Source organism: Nonomuraea sp. NPDC049421 (assembly GCF_040677005.1).
Lineage (GTDB): Bacteria > Actinomycetota > Actinomycetes > Streptosporangiales > Streptosporangiaceae > Nonomuraea > Nonomuraea salmonea.
Genome location: NZ_JBFAQA010000001.1, coordinates 365938 through 381834, shown reverse-complemented (window position 1 = coordinate 381834; position 15897 = coordinate 365938). Strand labels below are relative to the sequence as shown.

20 protein-coding genes are annotated in these 15897 nt (G+C 71.1%); 15 read left to right on the top strand and 5 right to left on the bottom strand.

What is annotated here, in order from left to right; genetic code table 11:
• Positions 1-177 precede the first annotated feature (177 nt).
• The 11 genes from AB0K18_RS01735 (at position 178) to AB0K18_RS01685 (ending at position 9089) form a co-directional block, all read left to right on the top strand.
• Positions 178-1071, top strand: coding sequence for a TIGR01777 family oxidoreductase (locus AB0K18_RS01735; protein ID WP_364908379.1), 894 nt, complete (start codon positions 178-180; stop codon positions 1069-1071).
• A 39-nt stretch (positions 1072-1110) separates the two neighbouring features.
• Positions 1111-1848, top strand: a complete 738-nt coding sequence (locus AB0K18_RS01730; RefSeq protein ID WP_364908376.1) for a peptidase E — start codon at positions 1111-1113, stop codon at positions 1846-1848.
• Between the two features lie 37 nt (positions 1849-1885).
• Positions 1886-2578: a lipoyl(octanoyl) transferase LipB gene (gene lipB, locus AB0K18_RS01725; RefSeq protein ID WP_364559621.1), complete on the top strand. Its 693-nt coding sequence runs from the start codon at positions 1886-1888 to the stop codon at positions 2576-2578.
• Positions 2579-2636: 58 nt separating this feature from the next.
• Positions 2637-3617: a hypothetical protein gene (locus AB0K18_RS01720; RefSeq protein ID WP_364908373.1), complete on the top strand. Its 981-nt coding sequence runs from the start codon at positions 2637-2639 to the stop codon at positions 3615-3617.
• A 42-nt stretch (positions 3618-3659) separates the two neighbouring features.
• Positions 3660-4589: a lipoyl synthase gene (lipA, locus tag AB0K18_RS01715; protein WP_364908370.1), complete on the top strand. Its 930-nt coding sequence runs from the start codon at positions 3660-3662 to the stop codon at positions 4587-4589.
• A 139-nt stretch (positions 4590-4728) separates the two neighbouring features.
• Positions 4729-5685, top strand: coding sequence for a helix-turn-helix domain-containing protein (locus tag AB0K18_RS01710; RefSeq protein ID WP_364908368.1), 957 nt, complete (start codon positions 4729-4731; stop codon positions 5683-5685).
• Positions 5686-5784: 99 nt separating this feature from the next.
• Positions 5785-6171, top strand: a complete 387-nt coding sequence (locus AB0K18_RS01705) for a VOC family protein (RefSeq protein WP_364908365.1) — start codon at positions 5785-5787, stop codon at positions 6169-6171.
• Positions 6172-6191: 20 nt separating this feature from the next.
• Positions 6192-6986, top strand: coding sequence for an alpha/beta hydrolase (locus tag AB0K18_RS01700; protein ID WP_364908362.1), 795 nt, complete (start codon positions 6192-6194; stop codon positions 6984-6986).
• A gap of 287 nt (positions 6987-7273) precedes the next feature.
• Positions 7274-7576, top strand: coding sequence for a hypothetical protein (locus AB0K18_RS01695; RefSeq protein WP_364908359.1), 303 nt, complete (start codon positions 7274-7276; stop codon positions 7574-7576).
• Between the two features lie 68 nt (positions 7577-7644).
• Positions 7645-8325, top strand: coding sequence for a DUF4191 domain-containing protein (locus AB0K18_RS01690; protein WP_355427017.1), 681 nt, complete (start codon positions 7645-7647; stop codon positions 8323-8325).
• A complete protein-coding gene (locus AB0K18_RS01685) occupies positions 8325-9089 on the top strand; it encodes a class I SAM-dependent methyltransferase (protein ID WP_364908356.1) in 765 nt (254 codons plus the stop codon). Before AB0K18_RS01690 ends, AB0K18_RS01685 begins: the two co-directional genes overlap by 1 nt.
• Here AB0K18_RS01685 and AB0K18_RS01680 read toward each other — a convergent pair.
• From AB0K18_RS01680 to AB0K18_RS01670, 3 genes are all read right to left on the bottom strand, one after another.
• Positions 9070-10008 (bottom strand): hypothetical protein, encoded by a 939-nt coding sequence (locus AB0K18_RS01680; RefSeq protein ID WP_364908353.1) that lies wholly within the window; start codon positions 10006-10008, stop codon positions 9070-9072. The two genes, AB0K18_RS01685 and AB0K18_RS01680, sit on opposite strands and share 20 nt — an antisense overlap.
• The gene (locus AB0K18_RS01675; RefSeq protein ID WP_364908350.1) at positions 10005-10625 is read right to left on the bottom strand and encodes a helix-turn-helix domain-containing protein; all 621 of its coding nucleotides are present in this window, start codon (positions 10623-10625) and stop codon (positions 10005-10007) included. Before AB0K18_RS01675 ends, AB0K18_RS01680 begins: the two co-directional genes overlap by 4 nt.
• 65 nt (positions 10626-10690) lie before the next feature.
• Positions 10691-11152: an RDD family protein gene (locus tag AB0K18_RS01670; RefSeq protein ID WP_364908348.1), complete on the bottom strand. Its 462-nt coding sequence runs from the start codon at positions 11150-11152 to the stop codon at positions 10691-10693.
• A 78-nt stretch (positions 11153-11230) separates the two neighbouring features.
• Here AB0K18_RS01670 and AB0K18_RS01665 point away from each other — a divergent pair, with 78 nt between their 5' ends.
• The 4 genes from AB0K18_RS01665 (at position 11231) to AB0K18_RS01650 (ending at position 14616) form a co-directional block, all read left to right on the top strand.
• Positions 11231-12268: a hypothetical protein gene (locus AB0K18_RS01665; protein WP_364908346.1), complete on the top strand. Its 1038-nt coding sequence runs from the start codon at positions 11231-11233 to the stop codon at positions 12266-12268.
• 126 nt (positions 12269-12394) lie between these two features.
• Positions 12395-13819 carry a type I glutamate--ammonia ligase gene (gene glnA, locus AB0K18_RS01660; RefSeq protein ID WP_345400843.1) on the top strand — a complete coding sequence of 475 codons (1425 nt, stop codon included), beginning with the start codon at positions 12395-12397 and terminating at the stop codon, positions 13817-13819.
• A 135-nt stretch (positions 13820-13954) separates the two neighbouring features.
• On the top strand, positions 13955-14302 hold the full coding sequence (locus tag AB0K18_RS01655) for a hypothetical protein (RefSeq protein ID WP_364908343.1): 348 nt from the start codon (positions 13955-13957) through the stop codon (positions 14300-14302).
• 116 nt (positions 14303-14418) lie between these two features.
• Positions 14419-14616 (top strand): DUF5708 family protein, encoded by a 198-nt coding sequence (locus AB0K18_RS01650; protein ID WP_364908340.1) that lies wholly within the window; start codon positions 14419-14421, stop codon positions 14614-14616.
• On the opposite strand, the gene AB0K18_RS01645 is transcribed toward AB0K18_RS01650, so the two are convergent.
• Positions 14613-15305 carry a phenylalanine--tRNA ligase beta subunit-related protein gene (locus AB0K18_RS01645; protein WP_364908337.1) on the bottom strand — a complete coding sequence of 231 codons (693 nt, stop codon included), beginning with the start codon at positions 15303-15305 and terminating at the stop codon, positions 14613-14615. The two genes, AB0K18_RS01650 and AB0K18_RS01645, sit on opposite strands and share 4 nt — an antisense overlap.
• 64 nt (positions 15306-15369) lie before the next feature.
• Entirely contained in the window at positions 15370-15894 is a 525-nt protein-coding gene (locus tag AB0K18_RS01640; protein WP_364908334.1) for a GNAT family N-acetyltransferase, read from the bottom strand.
• Positions 15895-15897 lie beyond the last annotated feature (3 nt).

Below are 15897 nucleotides of genomic sequence, written 5' to 3'. Positions count from 1 at the left end.
GCGGCCTGCTGCTCGCCGACCGGCCGGGCGGCTCCCCTCACGGGGGGCCGCCCGGCCCTCGCGTTCCACGGCGGCTCCCCTGACGCGCCTTCCCTTCACCGCCCACCGGCGTGCCCTCTTCCGCCCGCTCGTCGTGCGTTGCCGGGGTGGTGGCCGGCGGCGGCGTAGGGTGCGGGTATGGCGATCATCGTGACGGGGGCGTCGGGGTTGCTCGGGACGGCGCTTGCCGAGGCGCTGGAGGCGCGCGGCCGTGCGGTCGTGCGGCTGGTACGGCGGCCTCCCCGCGGTCCTGGTGAGGCGTTCTGGCAGCCCGCTGAGCAGGTCGTGGACCTGGCGCCGCTGGAGGGGGCCGAGGCGGTCGTGCATCTCGCCGGGGCGCCCATCGCCGAGCGGCGGTGGACGCCCGCGTACAAGCGGGAGCTGCTCTCCAGCCGGGTCGAGGGGACGCGGGTACTGGTCGACGCGCTGCGAGGGCTGTCGCGGCCGCCTGAGGTGCTGCTGTCGGCGTCGGGCGTCGACTTCTACGGCGACACCGGCGACCGGTGGGTGGACGAGGAGCAGGGCAAGGGGCGCGGGTTCCTGGCCGAGCTGTGCGAGCGCTGGGAGGGCGCGGCGGCGGGGGCCGCGGAGGCGGGCGTCAGGACCGTGTTCCTGCGGACCGGGCTGGTGCTCAGCGGGCGGGGTGGCGCGCTCGGCCGGATGTTGCCGATCTTCAGGATCGGGCTCGGTGCGCCGCTCGGCACGGGCCGGCAGTACTGGTCGTGGATCAGCCTGGACGACTGGGTGGGGGCGGTGCTGCACCTGCTCGGCGCGCGTGAGCTCCACGGGCCGGTGAACCTCGTCTCGCCCACTCCCGTCACCAACACGGAGTTCACCCGCGAGCTCGGCAAGGCGATGCGCAGGAGCACGATGCCGATCCCGGTGCCGGCGTTCGCGCTGTCGGCCGGGCTGGGCGAGTTCGCCCGCGAGGGGCTGCTGTCGAGCCACCGCCTGCGCCCGGCCAAGCTGCTGAGCGGCGGATACGGCTTCGCCCATACCAGTCTCGACGAGGCGCTGCGGGCCGTACTCTAGTGGCCTGTTCGTCGTTTTCCGCACGTGGGGGGCTCTGACATGAACCGGTCCGGACAGTCGCACATCCTGGCGATCGGGGGCGGGTCGTTCCGCCCGAGCAGGCGCCACGGCCAGATGGAGGCGAGCGGGCTGCTGCGCTACGGGCTCGACCTCACCGGCCAGGACCGGCCGAAGCTGGGCTTGGTGGCCACCGCGACGGGCGACTCCGCCGACTGGATCCTGAAGATGTACGGCGCGTTCGCCGGCTGGGACGTCGAGGTGAGCCACCTGACGGTCTTCCCGATGCCCAACGTGCCCGACCCGCGTGCCTGGATGCTCGACCAGGACATGATCTACGTCAGCGGCGGCAGCGTGGCCAACCTGATGACGTTGTGGCGGCTGCACGGGCTTGACGAGGCGTTCGAGGAGGCGTGGCGGTCCGGGGTGGTGCTGTCGGGCCAGAGCGCGGGCGCGTTGTGCTGGCACGTCGGCGGCAACACCGACTCCTTCGGGCCCGACCTGGCGGTGTGGGCCGAGGGCATGGCGCTGCTGCCGTACTCGTGCGGGGTCCACTACGACTCCGAGCCGCAGCGGCGGCCGCTGCTGCAGGCGTCGGTGGCCTCCGGCGAACTGCCCGGCGGTTACGCCGCCGACGAGGGCGTGGCGCTGCACTACGTGGGCACCGAGTTCATCCAGGCGGTGAGCGTGTCGGCGGGCGGCTACGCGTACAAGGTGGAGCGCGAGGGCACGGACGGGGTCAAGGAGTTCAGGATCGAGCCACGGTTGCTGACCCCCTGATTACCCTTCAAGGGTGAGGGAACGGCACAATAGGCTCATGCGCCCCATCCCCGGGGACGATCCCCACGCACTCGCCATCGTCCGCCTCGGTGTCGACGTCCCCTACGAGCAGGCCTGGTCCCTGCAGCGCTGGGTGCACGGCAAGCGCGCCGCAGGCGAGCTTCCCGACACCGTCCTGATCCTCGAGCACGCCCCCGTCTACACCGCGGGCAAGCGCACCGCGCCGCACGAGCGGCCGTCCGACGGCACCCCTGTCGTCGACGTCGACCGGGGCGGGCGGCTGACGTGGCACGGGCCGGGGCAGCTCGTCGCCTACCCCATCGTGGCCGTCACCGACGTGGTGGCCTACGCCTGCCGGCTCGAGGACACGATGATCCAGGTGTGCGCCGACTTCGGCGTGACGGCCCGGCGGGTGCCTGGGCGCGCGGGCGTGTGGGCGGCCGGTGACCCGGCGCTCGGCCTGCCCGACCGCCAGCTCGGCGCGGTGGGGCTGCGGCTGTCGCGCGGCGTCACCATGCACGGGTTCGCGCTCAACTGCGCCAACGACCCGAGCTGGTTCAACCGCATCACGCCGTGCGGTCTCCCCGGCGTGGGCGTCTCCTCGCTGTCGGCCGAGACCGGGCGGCGCATCGTGGTCGAAGAGGTCATGCCGATCGCGGAGAAGCGGCTGGCGGAGGCGCTCGGCAGACAGCCGTTCGACCTGCACGAGGAGGACCTGCTGCGCCGGTAATCGAATCGGCACGGAAAAGCAGCGGAAGCATGTCCTGGGTTCGGCTTACGATCCCGGTGTGAAGCGCCTCACAGCCCTCCTGCTCGCGTGCGCCGTCCACCTCCTGACGCTGGCCTTCGTCGCGCTGGGCTGCTGGGTGATCGTTAGCGAGCCCGACTCGGTCCTGGGGTGGTTCGTGGGGCTGCTCTGCCTGGCCGTCGGGTGGGCGCTGCGCCCCCGGCTGGGCCGGTTGCCCGCCGACGCCGAGCAGGTGGGCCGCGACGGCGCGCCCGAGCTGCACGCGCTCGCCCGCCGGGTGGCGGCGAAGATCGGGGTCTGGCCGCCCGCCACGATCGCGGTCGTCGACCTGAGCCCCGAGACCCGCTACGACCGCGTCGGCATGGCCCGCACCCCGGTCCTGCTCGTCGGGCTGCCGCTGTGGCTGGCGTTGCCGCCCAGGCAGCGGGTGGCGCTGCTGGCGACGGCGTACGCGCGGCTGCCGACCGGCGACGAGCGGGTGGTGAGCGAGGCGCTGTCCACCCTCGACGCGTGGCGCGACGCGCTGCTGGGGGCGGCGCCGCTGCAGGTGCGGGAGCAGGCCCAGGAACGCATCGCGTACGCGCTGGGCGGCTCCCAGGCCCCGGACACGACGTACGACGTGGCGACGTTCCTCGGCCGGGTCGTCGGCCGGGTGCTGGGCGGCCCTGTGCTGCTGCTGCGGTACGCGCTGTCGCGGCTGGCCCGTTCGGGCGAGCCCCGCGTGCGTGCCAGGCAGCGCGCGCTGGCCCGGCGGGCCGTCCCCGAGGAGGATCTGGCCGAGCTGGACGAGCAGGCGGCCGGCGGGCGCTACCTGGCGCCGATGCAGGCGGCGGCGCTGCGTGGCGAGAGCGTCGCGGCGATCAGGGCGGCGGCGCTGACCAAGTTCCAGCTCACGGCCGACGGCGTGCTGCCGTCTGCGCCCCCGTCGGAGCTGCTCGGGGTCGAGGAGTCGGAGCGGATCGACGAGGAGCTGGCCCAGCACTACGCGCGGGCCGTGCGCGGGTTCGGGCTCATCTCCTGACCCTGGAACCGGACGCTTTGCCAGGAGACGTAAGCTGAGAACGTGACCGTTGCTCCTGAAGGCCGAAAGCTCCTCCGCCTGGAGGTGCGTAACGCCGAAACCCCTATCGAGCGCAAGCCCCCGTGGATCAAGACCAAGATGAGGACGGGCCCCGAATACACCGAGCTGAAATCGCTCGTGCGCCGGGAGGGCCTGCACACGGTCTGTGAAGAGGCGGGCTGTCCCAATATCTACGAGTGCTGGGAAGACCGCGAGGCGACCTTCCTGATCGGCGGCGACCAGTGCACCCGCCGCTGTGACTTCTGCCTGATCGACACCGGCAAGCCCCAGGAATACGACCGCGACGAGCCGCGCAGGGTGGCCGAGTCGGTCCAGCAGATGGGTCTCAGGTACGCCACCGTGACCGGCGTGGCCCGCGACGACCTGCCCGACGGCGGCGCCTGGCTCTACGCCGAGACCGCCAGGCAGATCCACGCGCTGCTGCCCGGCTGCGGCGTCGAGCTGCTGGTGCCCGACTTCAACGGCAACCGCGAGCAGCTGGAGGAGGTCTTCTCCAGCAAGCCCGAGGTGTTCGCCCACAACGTCGAGACCGTGCCGCGCATCTTCAAGCGCATCAGGCCGGCCTTCCGCTACGAGCGCTCGCTCGGCGTGCTCACCGCGGCCCGCGAGGCCGGGCTCGTCACCAAGTCCAACCTGATCCTGGGCATGGGCGAGACGCGCGAGGAGATCGTCGAGGCCATGCGCCACCTCCACGAGGCCGGCACCGACCTGCTGACGATCACCCAATACCTGCGGCCGACGCCGCGCCACCACCCGGTGGAGCGCTGGGTCAAGCCGGAGGAGTTCGTGGAGCTGCAGGCCGAGGCCGAGGCCATCGGGTTCGCCGGCGTGATGTCGGGGCCGCTGGTGCGCTCGTCGTACCGCGCGGGCCGGCTCTACCAGCAGGCCATCGAGGCCAGGCAGACCGCCTGACCCCGTGAGGTGAGCCCTGTGAGGTGAGCCCTGTGACGTGAGCCCCGGGACGGCGTCCCGGGGCTTCCTTCATGCCCGAATGCGGGGCGGGCGCGGCGTGGTTAGCATGTCAGCGCAGCCGACGGAGGGGACGACCCGCATGGCCATCCTGATCCGCACGAGCGACCTGCCCGCCAAGGACCGCCACGAGGCGTGGCGGTCCATCGTGGGCGACACGCTCGGCCCGCTCGACACGCACATCGCGCCGGGCGCGCCGCTGCGGGGCGAGATCGAGCTGGGCAGGCTCGGGCCCATGAGCGTGGGCCGGGTCCGCACCTCCACCCCCCACAGCATGCACCGCACGCCCGGGCTGATCCGCCGCGACGACCCCGGGTTGTACCGGGTGGTGCTGGTGGTCTCGGGCGGCGCCCGGCTGGAGCAGGACGGCAGGCAGGCGCGGCTGGGCGCGGGCGGGTTCGCCGTCTACGACTTCGGGCGGCCGTACGAGCTGGCCTATGACGCCTCGGTCAGGCTCGCGGTGTTCAGCTTCCCGCACGACCTGCTGGCGCTGCCCGCCGGGCGGGTGGCGCCGTTCACCGCGGTGCCCATCGACAGCGCGTCGGGCACGGGCGCGCTGGCCGCGCCGCTGCTGCGGCGGGTGGCCGACGACCACGCGACCTACCGTCCCGACAGCGCCGCGCGCCTGGCCACAGTGGCGATGGACCTCATCGGCACCGCCGTCGCCGAGCGCGCCGGCCGTACGGACGAGTTACCCGAGCAGGCGCGGCGGCGGACGCTGCTGCGGCAGGTGCACGCCTTCATCGAGGAACGGCTCGGCGACCCCGGCCTCGACCCGGCGGCCATCGCCGCCGCCTGCCACATCTCCTTGCGCCACCTGCACCGGCTGTTCGAGTCGGAGCACACCACGGTCGCCGCGTGGATCAGGCGGCGGCGGCTCGAACGCTGCCGCGCCGACCTGCTGGCGGGCGGCGGCCTGTCGGTCAGCGCCGTCGGCGCGCGGTGGGGGCTGCCCGACTCCGCGCACTTCAGCAGGTTGTTCCGGCGCGCGTACGGGGTGCCGCCCGCCGAGTTCCGCCGCGCCCACGCCGTGCACTGAACGTCAACCGGCCTGGCACTCACGTGCAAGACCGCGGGGTCCCGCGCGCGGCATGCTCATGGCATCCGAAAGCGCGATCGAGAGAAGGGACCCCGAGCGATGCAGCTCTTCGTGAACCTCCCCGTCAAGGACCTCGCCAAGTCCAAGGAGTTCTTCACCGGCCTCGGCTTCACCATCTTCGGCATGATGGACGGCATGGCGTCGGTGGTCATCAGTGAGCAGACGCAGGTCATGCTGCTGGAGGAGCCGGTGTTCGCCGGTTACGTCACCAAGGAGATCTCCGACGCCGCCACGGCCACCGAGGCGATCCTGGTGCTCGGCATGGAGAACCCGGCGCAGGTGGACGAGCTCGTGGACAAGGCGCTGGCGGCCGGCGCCACCCTGGCGGGCGTGCGGCAGGAGGACGGCGTGCGGTACCAGCGCGGCTTCGCCGACCTCGACGGTCACCACTGGGAGGCGCTGTGCCTGGTTCAGCCCGCGCAGTGAGCCCCTCGATGAGCCCCTCGATGAGCACGGTCGCCGCCTCTGCCGACGGCACGCCCATCGTCTTCGAGCGCTGCGGCTCAGGGCCGGCGGTCGTGCTGGTCCAGGGCGCTTTCGCGGACCGGAGCGACCCCACGATGGCGGCCGTCGCGGCCGGGCTGTCCCGGTGGTTCACGGTGTACGCCTACGACCGGCGGGGGCGGGGTGACAGCGGCGACACCGCGCCGTACGCGGTCGAGCGGGAGGTCGAGGACCTGGCCGCGGTGATCGGGGCGGCGGGCGGGACGGCCATGGTGTTCGGCGGCTCCTCGGGGGCGGCGCTGGCGCTGGAGGCCGCCGCGGTCATGTCCGCCGTCACGCATCTGGCGGTGTGGGAGCCGCCGTACCACGTGGACGACTCCGCTCCCCCGCTGCCCGGCGACTTCGCGGGGCAGCTCGGCGCGCTCGTCGCGGCCGGGCGGCGGGGCGAGGTCGTGGAGCGGTTCATGGTGGAGGCGGCCGAGGTGCCGGTCTCCATGCTGGACGCGATGCGCGGGCATCCGTCCTGGGCCGCCATGGAGGCGGTGGCGCACACGCTGGTGTACGAGGCGGCGGTGCTCGGGCCGGGCAACGCCCTGCCGGCCGCCCGGCTCGCCGGGCTCACCCAGCCGACGCTCGTGCTCAACGGGGGCGAGAGCCCGGCCTGGATGGCGAACGCGGGCGCGGCGGTGGTGGCGACGGTGCCGGGGGCGGTACGGCGCGTACTGCCGGGCCAGGCGCACAACGTGGCACCGGAGGCGCTGGTCCCCGAACTCCTGGAGTTCTTCGTAGCGGCCTGACGCGCGGCGCGGCCGGACGACGCGGCGCGGGGCACGGTGGGCTGCCGGGCGGCCCGGCCGGGCGGCGCGGTGCGAGTGGCGCGGTGCGAGTGGCGCGGTGCGAGTGGCGCGGTGCGAGTGGCGCGGTGCGAGTGGCGCGGTGCGAGTGGCGCGGTGCGAGTGGCGCGGTGAAATAGAGGGTGCCGGGTTTGTGGGGCTTTGGGGACACTGGGGCTCGTGGACTTCGGCAGCCTGATCTCCCGGCTCGACCTGACCGCCAAGCTCCGTCTGCTCACGGGGGCGGGCATGTGGTCGCTGCCGCGCTGCCCGAGATCGGGCTGGACGCGATCGTGATGAGCGACGGGCCCATCGGGGTACGCGGCGGGCAGTGGCGGGCCGGTGACCCCTCCGTCGCCCTGCCGAGCCCCACCGCGCTGGCCGCCACCTTGGTGGAGGCGGAGCCCGGGCAGTCGGTGGCGGCCACGATGTCCCTGCCCGGGCGGGCGTTCGAGGTGTGGGAGGGCGGGTGGCGGACGGTCGAGGGCGGGCACGTCGTACGCGCCGGGCGTAACGCGGCCGACCTCCCCCTGGCCGTAACCGTGAAAATCTAGGTCACAAGGGAAGAACGGCGAGGGTCGCGTTTTCCCTCCCGCACCAGTTGGTTTGTATCCTTCTGAGCATGGCAAAGTCCGAGGACCCAGAGAAGCCGGGGCGCATCAAGCAGCTCCGCATGATCGCGAAGATCATTCAGCAGGCCAACCCCAAGGGTATGCCGATCGTCTTCCTTTCGGCGGTGGGCACGCTGGCGGTGGTCGTCGTGATCGGCCTGGTCACGGACTACTTGTGGTATTCGGTGTTCCTCGGCATCCTGGCCGCGTTCACCGTCGGCCTGGTGGTCTTCGGGCAGCTCGCCCAGAAGGCCCAATATTCGATCCTGCACGGCCAGACCGGCGCGGCCGCGGCCGTGCTGCAGGGCATGCGCGGCAACTGGCAGGTCACCCCGGCCATCGCGGTCAACCGTGACCAGGACATCGTGCACCTCGTGGTCGGCTATCCCGGCGTGGTGCTGGTGTCCGAGGGCCCGGGCAACCGGGTGGCGAAGATGCTCAAGGCGGAGAAGCAGCGCATCTCGCGGGTGGTGCTGGGCGTCGAGATCTACGACGTGCAGTGCGGCGACGGCGAGGGCCAGGTGCCGCTCGGCAAGCTGCAGCGCCACCTGATGAAGCTGCCGCGCAACCTGAAGAAGCCGTCGGTCAACGAGGTGAAGGACCGCCTGCGCTCGCTGCCGCGCAACATGCCGATGCCGAAGGGCCCGATGCCGAAGGGCGCCCGCATTCCGCGCGGCCCAAAGATGCGCTAGTGCTGTCGCCTTCATCGCGGGCCAACCGCGGCTGGTGGGACGGCAACGCCGACGACTACCAGGTCGAGCACGGCGGGTTCCTGCGTGACAGCGGCTTCGTGTGGTGCCCTGAGGGGCTCGACGAGGCCGACGCGGGCCTGCTCGGCGACGTGCGCGGGCGGCGGGTGCTGGAGATCGGCTGCGGCGCCGCCCAGTGCGCGCGGTGGCTGGTGACGCGCGGAGCGCGGGTGGCGGCGTTCGACATCTCGCACCGCCAGCTCCGTCACTCCCAGCGCATCGACCTCGACAGCGGCGTCCACGTCCCGGTGGTGCAGGCCGACGCCGAGCTGCTGCCGTTCGCCGGTGAGACGTTCGACGTGGTCTGCTCGGCGTACGGCGCGCTGCCCTTCGTGGCCGATCCGCCGGCGGTCTTCCGCGAGGTGCGCAGGGTGCTGCGGCCGGGCGGGCGGTTCGTGTTCTCGGTGAGCCACCCGATCAGGTGGGCCTTCCCCGACGATCCAGGGCCGCGGGGGCTGACCTCCGACCGTTCCTACTTCGACCGCTCCCCCTACGAGGAGCGCGACGAGCGCGGCACGCTCACCTACGTCGAGCACCACCGGACGATGGCCGACTGGGTCAACCTGCTGGCCGCGTCAGGTCTGACGATCACCGGGCTGGTCGAGCCCGAGTGGCCCGAGGGGCACGAGCGGGTGTGGGGCGGCTGGAGCCCGCTGCGCGGCCGGCACCTTCCCGGCACCGCCATCTTCAGCTGCGCGAATATCTAGCCGCCATGGCGTGGAAGAGCTCCCTGGGCCGATGGCGGGTGTCGTCGAGCATGGTGACGACGCCGTAGGAGCCGAGGTCGGCCCCGCCGGTGCGGTTGTAGGCGGCGTAGGTGAACCACAGGGCGGTGTCGACGCCCTCGGCCTCGAAGACGTCGAGCAGCTCATGGAAATAGCGCACCTGCTCGCCCTCGTCGCGCACCGCGCCGTCCGGCACGGCCCAGGCCATGCCGCCGCGCTCGCCGGCTCCCTGGTAGGGGCAGGTGCCGAACTCGGTGACGGCGACCGGCTTGCCGTGCTTGAAGTGGGCGCGCAGCTCGTCGGCGAAGTCGTGGGCGTTGTAGGAGGCGCGGTAGGCGTCCACGCCCGCCACGTCGTACGGCGCCCAGTCCACCGGCTCCCACGGCCCCGCCGCGTACGACACCCGCCCGCCGAACCGCGGCCGCACCGCCTCGACCACCCGCGCCAGGTAGGCGTTGAAGCGCGGCATGACCTGCATGAGCGTCGTCCACCACGTGACGTCGGCGGTCGCCATCGCGTTGAGCCGCTCGCGGTAGGTCGCGCCCTCGATGTAGCCGTGGCAGAAGGCGGTGATCTCGCAGCCGGTGACGTACGTGATCACGGCGCCGTCCCTGCGCAGCGACTCGGCCTGGGCGGCCGCGTCGGTGAACAGGTCGAGCGTCTCGTCCTCGGTGAGGTCGACGGGGAAGGGCGCGTACCAGATCTCGAGGCCCGCGGCGGCGGCCTGCTCGGCCGCGACGGCCAGCCTGCGCGGGTCGCCGCCGGAGACCCGGACGACCTGGCAGTGCAGCTCGTCGGCGATGACGCGCATCTCGCGCGCGACGCCGGCGGGGTCGAAGGTCTTGCGTGAGAGGTCGTCGCCGGGCAGGAACCCTGTGTCGTAGTTGATGCCTTTTTTCACGATTTATCCTCATCGTCAGGTGAAAGCCCGTGTTCGAGGAGGTCGAAGGCCACTTCGACCTCCTCCTGGAGCAGCCGCTCGGCCTCCTCCAGTGGCACGCCCGTGAAGAGCCGCTGGAAGAACGTCTCCTGCAGCGTGGTGATGACGGCGGTGATCTGCGCCGCCATGAGGCGGGGCACCAGGCCCGCGTCCGGCATGGCGGCTTCGAGCGCGGCGGCCAGTTCCTCGCGCTCGCCCATGTTCGTCTTGTAGACCTCCGACAGCAGCGCGGGACTCGACGCGACCACCTGCACCCTGGTGATCAACGCCTCGACGGACGTCTCGGCGCCGCGCCTGGCGATGCCCCTGCAGTGCTCGCGCAGTGCTCCGAGCGGTGTCTGCCCCTCGCGCCGGCCCCTCACGGCCGCGGCGTAGTCGTCCTTGATCGGGTCGAGGACCAGGCATTCCTTGCTGGGAAAGTACGAGAACAGCGTCACCTTGGCGACCCCGGCCGCCTCGGCGACCTCGTTGACGGTCACCGTGTCGTAGCCGCGCTCGCCGAACAACCGCAGCGCCGTCTCGGCGATGCGCTGCCTGGTCTGCTCCTTCTTCCGCTCCCTGAGCCCCGCCATCATCATGCGGACAGCATAAAACCGTACCGGGTATAAATCCATACCCGGTACGGTTTTTCACCGAGGAGGCGTCACATGCGGACGACGACCGTGTTGGACACGCGGTCGTGCACGCCGCGGTGGTCGCGGTCCCAGATGACCGCGGGCACGGCCAGGGAGAGCAGCACCGTACGCACGAGGACGGGCAGCCAGCGCGGGTCACGCCCGTCCATCGCGGCGACCCTGACGCCCATGAGCCGGTGGCCGAACGTCTGCCCCATGAAGCCGACGAGCAGCAGATATTGAACGGCGAACACCAGCGCGGGCGCCCACGGCGACTCGCCCGGGTTCATCCTGAGCAGCAGCTGCACGACCACCCACGTGCAGATCATCCAGTCGATGACGAGCGCGCCGATCCTGCGCCCCCATCCGGCCACCGACCCGCTGCCCTCCTGGGGCAGCCCCAGACGCTCTCCCGGGTAGCCGAGATCGACCCCCGCGGCGCGGACGCCGCCCAGCCAGGTCTGCGTCCACCGAGGCTCCTTGCTGCTCATGCACTCCACGGTAGCCGCACGCGGGGCCGGTCCGAATTGTGGCCCGAGCACGTCGTGAGATCGGCCAAGATAGTCGTCATGCCACATGGAGATGACCTTGACCAGCGCTTCACCGACGTCGTCGGACAGATCGGCCCCGAGCAGCAGCGCGAGATGAGCGCGGCGGCGAAGAGGGGCGCCAGGGCGTCGCGGCACGCCATGGACACCGAGCCTCAGCCCTTACGCCGTGAGCCCGACTGGGACGAGCCTGAGCCGCCACGCCGCAGGGCGAGCGCGGCGTGGTGGGCGGGCGCCGTGCTGTCGGTGGTGATCCTGGTGGGCTGGGTCGTCGTGGAGTTCCGCCCCGACCTGGTCCCCTTCACGGGCGTGGTGCCGGAGGAGACCACGGCCGTCCAGGGCCCGGTGAAGGAGAACGGCGCGTCCGACGCGGCCGTGAGCGACTCCGCCGAGCCGTTCAAGGGCTCACCGGCCGAGAAGTGGCCGACCGGCGCCGCCGGGTTCGTCATGCCGCCCGCCAAGGCGGTCGGCGGGCTGTCGAAGCAGGACGTCGCGAGGGGCCTGGCGCGGACGCGCAGGCTGCTGACCGCGGCGTACCTCGACAGGAAGATCATGGTGGGCGGCCGGCCCACGGCGTTCACCCGGCACCTGCACCCCGAGCAGCGGGCGAACTTCCGCAAGGAAGGCGCGGCCACCTGGCTGCCGATCTTCGCGCCGAAGACCGCCGAGTTCGCGTCCGGAGTGATCAAGGTGAAGGGCCGGACGACGATCTCGGAGTACAAGGAGGACGGGCGCATCGGCGCCAAGCTCAGCACGAAATACCTCATCGCGTACGCGATCCAGCGGCCTGGCCAGCCCGGCTCGGCCATCCGGCTGGTCGCCGAGCACGAGGGCGCGGTGACGGTCTACCGCGAGGACGGCGAGCTGGTCGTCTGGGCCGACACGTGGGGCGCCGGCTTCGCGCCGGCCCGGTGCGACGTGGACGACGACTACATCCACCCCATGTACGCCGACTCGCCGGCGGACCTGACGGTGCCGGACGGCAAGGTCGACGATCCGTACGCGCTGGACGACACGCCGGACGGCGGCGGGAGGTGCCAGGCCGTCGAAGGGACGTGAGCGGCCCCCCGCAGGCCCTGTGACCAGGCAGACCGCGCGTAACACGTGCGAAACAATCGGGACACCGTACGGAAACGGCCACGCCCTAGCGTCGCCATGATGGCCAGTCCCCAGGGAGGTTCGAGAGTGTTCAACTCCGCCGACGACGTCCTGAAGTTCATCAGTGACGAAGGGGTGCAGTTCGTCGATGTCAGGTTCACCGACCTGCCGGGGACGACGCACCACTTCACCTTCCCGGTCGAGAACTTCAGTGCGAGTGTCTTCACCGACGGACTCATGTTCGACGGCTCGTCGATCCGCGGCTTCCAGCAGATCCACGAGTCCGACATGCTCCTTCTGCCCGACCCCTCCAGCGCCGTGCTCGACCCGTTCCGTCAGCACAAGACGCTCAACCTCAACTTCTTCGTGCACGACCCGCTGACGGGCGAGGCCTACAGCCGCGACCCGCGCAACGTCGCACGCAAGGCGGAGGAATACCTCAAGGGCACGGGCATCGCCGACACGGTCTACTTCGGCCCCGAGGCCGAGTTCTACATCTTCGACGACGTGCGCTTCGAGACGAAGCAGAACGCCGGCTACTACTACATCGACTCCATCGAGGGCGCCTGGAACACCGGCAAGGCCACCGAGGGCGGCAACCTCGGCTACAAGCCGCGCTACAAGGGCGGCTACTTCCCGGTGCCGCCGATGGACCACTTCACCGACCTGCGCTCCGAGATGGTCCGCAACCTCATCGAGGCCGGCATCGAGGTCGAGATGCAGCACCACGAGGTCGGCACGGCCGGGCAGGCGGAGATCGACTTCAAGTTCGGCACGCTGCTCAAGACGGCCGACAACCTCATGCTCTACAAGTACGTCATCAAGAGCACGGCGCTCGAATACGGGCACACGGTGACGTTCATGCCGAAGCCCATCTTCGGTGACAACGGCTCCGGCATGCACTGCCACCAGTCGCTGTGGAAGGACGGCTCGCCGCTCTTCTACGACGAGGTCGGCTACGCGGGCCTGTCCGACACCGCCCGCTACTACATCGGCGGCCTGCTCAAGCACGCCGCGTCGCTGCTGGCGTTCACCAACCCGACGGTCAACTCCTACCACCGTCTGGTGCCGGGCTACGAGGCTCCGGTCAACCTGGTCTACTCCCAGCGCAACCGGTCGGCCTGCGTCCGCATCCCGATCACGGGCTCCAACCCGAAGGCCAAGCGCATCGAGTTCCGGGTGCCCGACCCGTCGTGCAACCCGTACTTCGCGTTCTCGGCCATGCTGATGGCCGGCATCGACGGCATCCGCAACAAGATCGAGCCGCCGGAGCCGGTCGACAAGGACCTCTACGAGCTGCCGCCGGAGGAGGCGCGCCAGGTGCCGCAGGTGCCCGGCTCGCTGCCCGAGGTGCTCGCCGCCCTGGAGGCCGACCACGACTATCTGCTCGAGGGCGGCGTGTTCACGCCTGACCTGATCGAGACGTGGGTGTCGTACAAGCGGGAGAACGAGGTCGACCCGATCCGCCTCCGCCCGCACCCGCACGAGTTCGAGCTCTACTACGACGTGTGAACACGCGGCTTCTTCGAAACGGCCCGGCATCGCTTCCTGATGCCGGGCCGTTCTCGTGTCGCGGAAACGCCGCAGAAACAGGCCGTCCCTTTTTATCTCCTGTGGAACGTCCGGACAGGCAGGAAAGGGAATCGCATGGCATTCACCAGGTCGGCCGCCGTCACCGCCGTCGCCACCCTCACCCTCATCACGCCGGCGACCTCCTTCGCCGCGACGAGCTCGTCCGCGACGGCGGCGCAGCAGGCCGCGGCGGTCATCTGCCCGATGGAGGTCGTCAGGAGCACCCGGCGCCACTTCCCGACGAAGACCGGGTGGGACTGGAGCAACTTCTTCAGGAAGGGCAGCACGGTCAGGGTCTACCAGGGCGAGACCCGCAAGATCGCCGACGGGCTCGTGGTCGTGAAGACGACGACCGTGGTGGGCAGCACGCGCTTCTGGGTGGACCAGCGCGACATCGCCCAGGCCGGCGCCTGCATGTCCTAGCCGCAGCGCGGGTCAGCCGAAAGGTGTACGGCGATCTCCCACAGCGGCAGGAGGTCGCGTGGACGGTGCCTGACTAGGCTTTTCGCCAAGATCCGTACGCGATGCAAGGACTGCCCATGGCTTCTGCCCGGAAGACACTGTTCACCGGTTCGCTCACCTTCGTGGCAGGGCTGGCGCTCTGGTTGTTCGGGCTCGATGAGGAGATCGTCATCTTCACCCCGTCCAAGATCGGCGTCGTCCTGATGGTCCTCGGCGGCCTGGAGACGCTGTACGGGGTCTACAAGCTCAAACGGCCCGAGGACACCGCCGGTTAGGCGGTGAAGGCCGGGGAGGTCGGCGTGAGGAGGGCGGACGCCGGGGTGGTGGGCCAGAGGGTGGTGAGGTCGGTCGTCAGCGTGGTCAGCAGGCTCGTCAGGTCCGCTTCGGCGGTTTCGTGGAGGGCTTCGGCGATGATCAGGACGGTCGAGGTCTCCTCGCGGACGGCCGACAGGCCGCTCTGGCGGTTGGTCCAGCGGCGGGCGTGGGCGCGGCCCTCGGCGTCGGCGAAGACGACCTCGCCGGCGGGCGGGTGCTCCGTCTCGCCGGCGAAGGTGAGGTACGTCTCGTCGCCCTTGGCGTAGCGGACCTCGAGGGAGCCGGCGATCTTCGAGACGTCGAAGACCGCGATCGGGACGGCGTACGCGATCGACAGGGCGTTGCACAGGTCGATCAGGGGGTGGAGGGACGGAAGCGCGCCCTCCTTCCTGAAGCGGCGCAGCAGCGACTCCGACGCGCACCTGTACTGCGTGGGCTTGAGCCCCATGCGGGAGAAGGCGCGGCGCCAGGCCTGGATCTCCGGCAGGTCGCTCTCGGAGGCGGTGGCGAGCCTGGCGGCGGCGCGTTCGGCGTAGGCGGCCACACGGTCCTTGACGGAGACGTCCGGCGTGATGCCTTCGGCGTACAGGGCCATGGGGATGAGGGCCGGGAAGTCGGTCCAGATGGCGGCTGAATGCTGGAAGCGCATCGATCCTCACTCCGCTGGAAGGCTGCCGGGGTCGTTTCCCGGCAGCCTATAGCGGGGGCGCGCGTCATCGGTGCAGGCGGTACAGGACGTGGCGGAGGATGGGGCTGTCCTTCGGGAGCCTGGGGTGGTCGAAGTCCTCGGCCGGGTCGCGGGTCATGCCGAGGCGTTCCATGACCGAGCGCGAGCGCCGGTTCTGGACGGCCGTCATCGAGATGATGTCGTCCAGCCCGGCCTCCTCGAAGGCGTAGCGGGCGGCGCGCCTGGCGGCCTCGATGGCATAGCCGTGGCCCCAGGCGGAGCGGGTCAGCCGCCAGCCGATCTCGACGGCGGGCAGGAAGGGCGCGTCGAAGGTCTGCAGCGCCAGGCCGGTGAACCCGATGAACCGGCCGGTATCGCGCAGTTCGAGCGCCCAGAGCGAGTAGCCGCGCTCGTCGAAGTGCCGCTCGATCCGGTCGACGAAGGTGTCACTCTCCTCGCGGGTCATCAGGGCGGGGAAGTGCTCCATGACCTCGGGGTCGGCGTTCATGGCGGCGAAAGGTTCTTTGTCCTCCTCGCGCCAGCGGCGCATGACCAGCCGTTCTGTCTCCATTTG

Excerpts from the sequence above, each read along its gene's own strand:
- AB0K18_RS01640 (WP_364908334.1), bottom strand. The coding sequence starts at position 15,894 with ATGGAGACAGAACGGCTGGTCATGCGCCGCTGGCGCGAGGAGGACAAA.
- AB0K18_RS01665 (WP_364908346.1), top strand. The coding sequence starts at position 11,231 with ATGCCACATGGAGATGACCTTGACCAGCGCTTCACCGACGTCGTCGGA.
- AB0K18_RS01645 (WP_364908337.1), bottom strand. The coding sequence starts at position 15,305 with ATGCGCTTCCAGCATTCAGCCGCCATCTGGACCGACTTCCCGGCCCTC.
- AB0K18_RS01670 (WP_364908348.1), bottom strand. The coding sequence starts at position 11,152 with ATGAGCAGCAAGGAGCCTCGGTGGACGCAGACCTGGCTGGGCGGCGTC.
- AB0K18_RS01710 (WP_364908368.1), top strand. The coding sequence starts at position 4,729 with ATGGCCATCCTGATCCGCACGAGCGACCTGCCCGCCAAGGACCGCCAC.
- AB0K18_RS01655 (WP_364908343.1), top strand. The coding sequence starts at position 13,955 with ATGGCATTCACCAGGTCGGCCGCCGTCACCGCCGTCGCCACCCTCACC.
- lipB (WP_364559621.1), top strand. The coding sequence starts at position 1,886 with ATGCGCCCCATCCCCGGGGACGATCCCCACGCACTCGCCATCGTCCGC.
- AB0K18_RS01690 (WP_355427017.1), top strand. The coding sequence starts at position 7,645 with ATGGCAAAGTCCGAGGACCCAGAGAAGCCGGGGCGCATCAAGCAGCTC.
- AB0K18_RS01700 (WP_364908362.1), top strand. The coding sequence starts at position 6,192 with ATGAGCACGGTCGCCGCCTCTGCCGACGGCACGCCCATCGTCTTCGAG.
- AB0K18_RS01705 (WP_364908365.1), top strand. The coding sequence starts at position 5,785 with ATGCAGCTCTTCGTGAACCTCCCCGTCAAGGACCTCGCCAAGTCCAAG.
- AB0K18_RS01730 (WP_364908376.1), top strand. The coding sequence starts at position 1,111 with ATGAACCGGTCCGGACAGTCGCACATCCTGGCGATCGGGGGCGGGTCG.
- AB0K18_RS01675 (WP_364908350.1), bottom strand. The coding sequence starts at position 10,625 with ATGATGATGGCGGGGCTCAGGGAGCGGAAGAAGGAGCAGACCAGGCAG.
- AB0K18_RS01650 (WP_364908340.1), top strand. The coding sequence starts at position 14,419 with ATGGCTTCTGCCCGGAAGACACTGTTCACCGGTTCGCTCACCTTCGTG.
- AB0K18_RS01735 (WP_364908379.1), top strand. The coding sequence starts at position 178 with ATGGCGATCATCGTGACGGGGGCGTCGGGGTTGCTCGGGACGGCGCTT.